Source organism: Pseudomonas sp. 6D_7.1_Bac1, assembly GCF_025465945.1.
Lineage (GTDB): Bacteria > Pseudomonadota > Gammaproteobacteria > Pseudomonadales > Pseudomonadaceae > Aquipseudomonas.
This window is the reverse complement of record NZ_JANLNW010000049.1, coordinates 1-1,355: the sequence shown is the minus strand read 5'-3', so window position 1 is coordinate 1,355 and position 1,355 is coordinate 1. Positions and strand designations below refer to the sequence as shown.

At 61.0% G+C, this 1,355-nt stretch carries 1 protein-coding gene; it reads left to right on the top strand.

The features are described from left to right. Positions 1-118 precede the first annotated feature (118 nt). Positions 119-1,355: type VI secretion system tip protein TssI/VgrG (tssI, locus tag NTD87_RS10865; protein WP_262113867.1), on the top strand; the 1,237-nt coding region annotated here is incomplete at its 3' end.

Below are 1,355 nucleotides of genomic sequence, written 5' to 3'. Positions count from 1 at the left end.
ACAAAACATCGGCCAGCTCTGCTGGTCGATGTTGTTTGCGTCACTCAAGAATTCTTGCGTTCGTTGATCGCCCGCTAAGGGCTTGATGGATGCTGCTGCACTGCACGAGGAACAACGGATGTTCGCGCCGGCCAACCAGACTCACTTCAGCCTGACCGTAGAAGGTCTGGCGAACGATCTTCAGGTACTCGCCCTCACCGGTCGGGAAGCCATCAGTCAGCCGTTTCAGTTCGACGTCGAACTGGTCAGCGAAAACCCGTCCCTGGACCTCGAAAGCCTGCTGCACAAACCGGCGTTTTTGCAGCTCGCGCAAAACGGCACCGGCATTCACGGGCAGATCTATCGCGTGGCCCAAGGCGACGCCGGCAAGCGCCTGACCCGCTACTCCGTGACCCTGCGCCCGCAACTGTCTTACCTGGCGCACCGCATCAACCAACGCATCTTCCAGAACCTCAGCGTGCCGAAAATCATCGGCCAGGTCCTCGAAGAGCACGGCATCCAAAGCAATGCCTACCAATTCAAAGTCGGGGCGATTTATCCCGAGCGCGTGTATTGCGTTCAGTACGATGAATCGGACCTGCATTTTATCCAGCGCCTGTGCGAGGAAGAAGGTATCCACTACCACTTTCAGCACAGCGCCACCGCCCACAAGCTGGTGTTCGGCGATGACCAGACGGTGTTCCCGAAACTCGCGCCCGTGGCCTACCAGCAAGACTCCGGCATGGTCGCCAACGACCCGGTGATCAAACGCTTCGACCTGCGCCTGGAAACCCGCACCAGCCGCACCACGCGCCGCGACTACGATTTCGAAAAGCCGCGCATCACCCTCGAAAGCGAGTCCCGTGGCGAGGCCAAACCGGACCTTGAAGACTACGACTACCCCGGGCGCTTCATCGACCGCGAACGCGGCAAGCACCTGGCCAAGCGAAGCCTTGAACGGCACCGCAGCGACTACCAACTGGCCGAAGGTAAAAGCGATCAGCCGCTGCTGGTCAGCGGGCATTTCCTCGCCCTGAGTCAGCACCCCAAAGCCAAGTGGAACGACCTCTGGCTGCTCACCGAAATCCTTCACGAAGGCAAGCAGCCGCAAGTGCTCGAAGAGTCGGTGACCAGCGACACCACCGCGCTCAAGGACGACTTCCACCAGGGCTACCGCAACCGCTTTCAGGCCACGCCGTGGGACGTGCCGAACCGGCCGCCGCTGGTGCACCCGAAACCGCGCATCCTCGGCAGCCAGAGCGCGGTGGTCACCGGCCCCAAGGGTGAAGAGATCCACTGCGACCAGTACGGTCGGGTGAAGGTGCAATTTCACTGGGACCGCGAAGGCCAGGCCGACGACAAGACCAGTTGCTGGT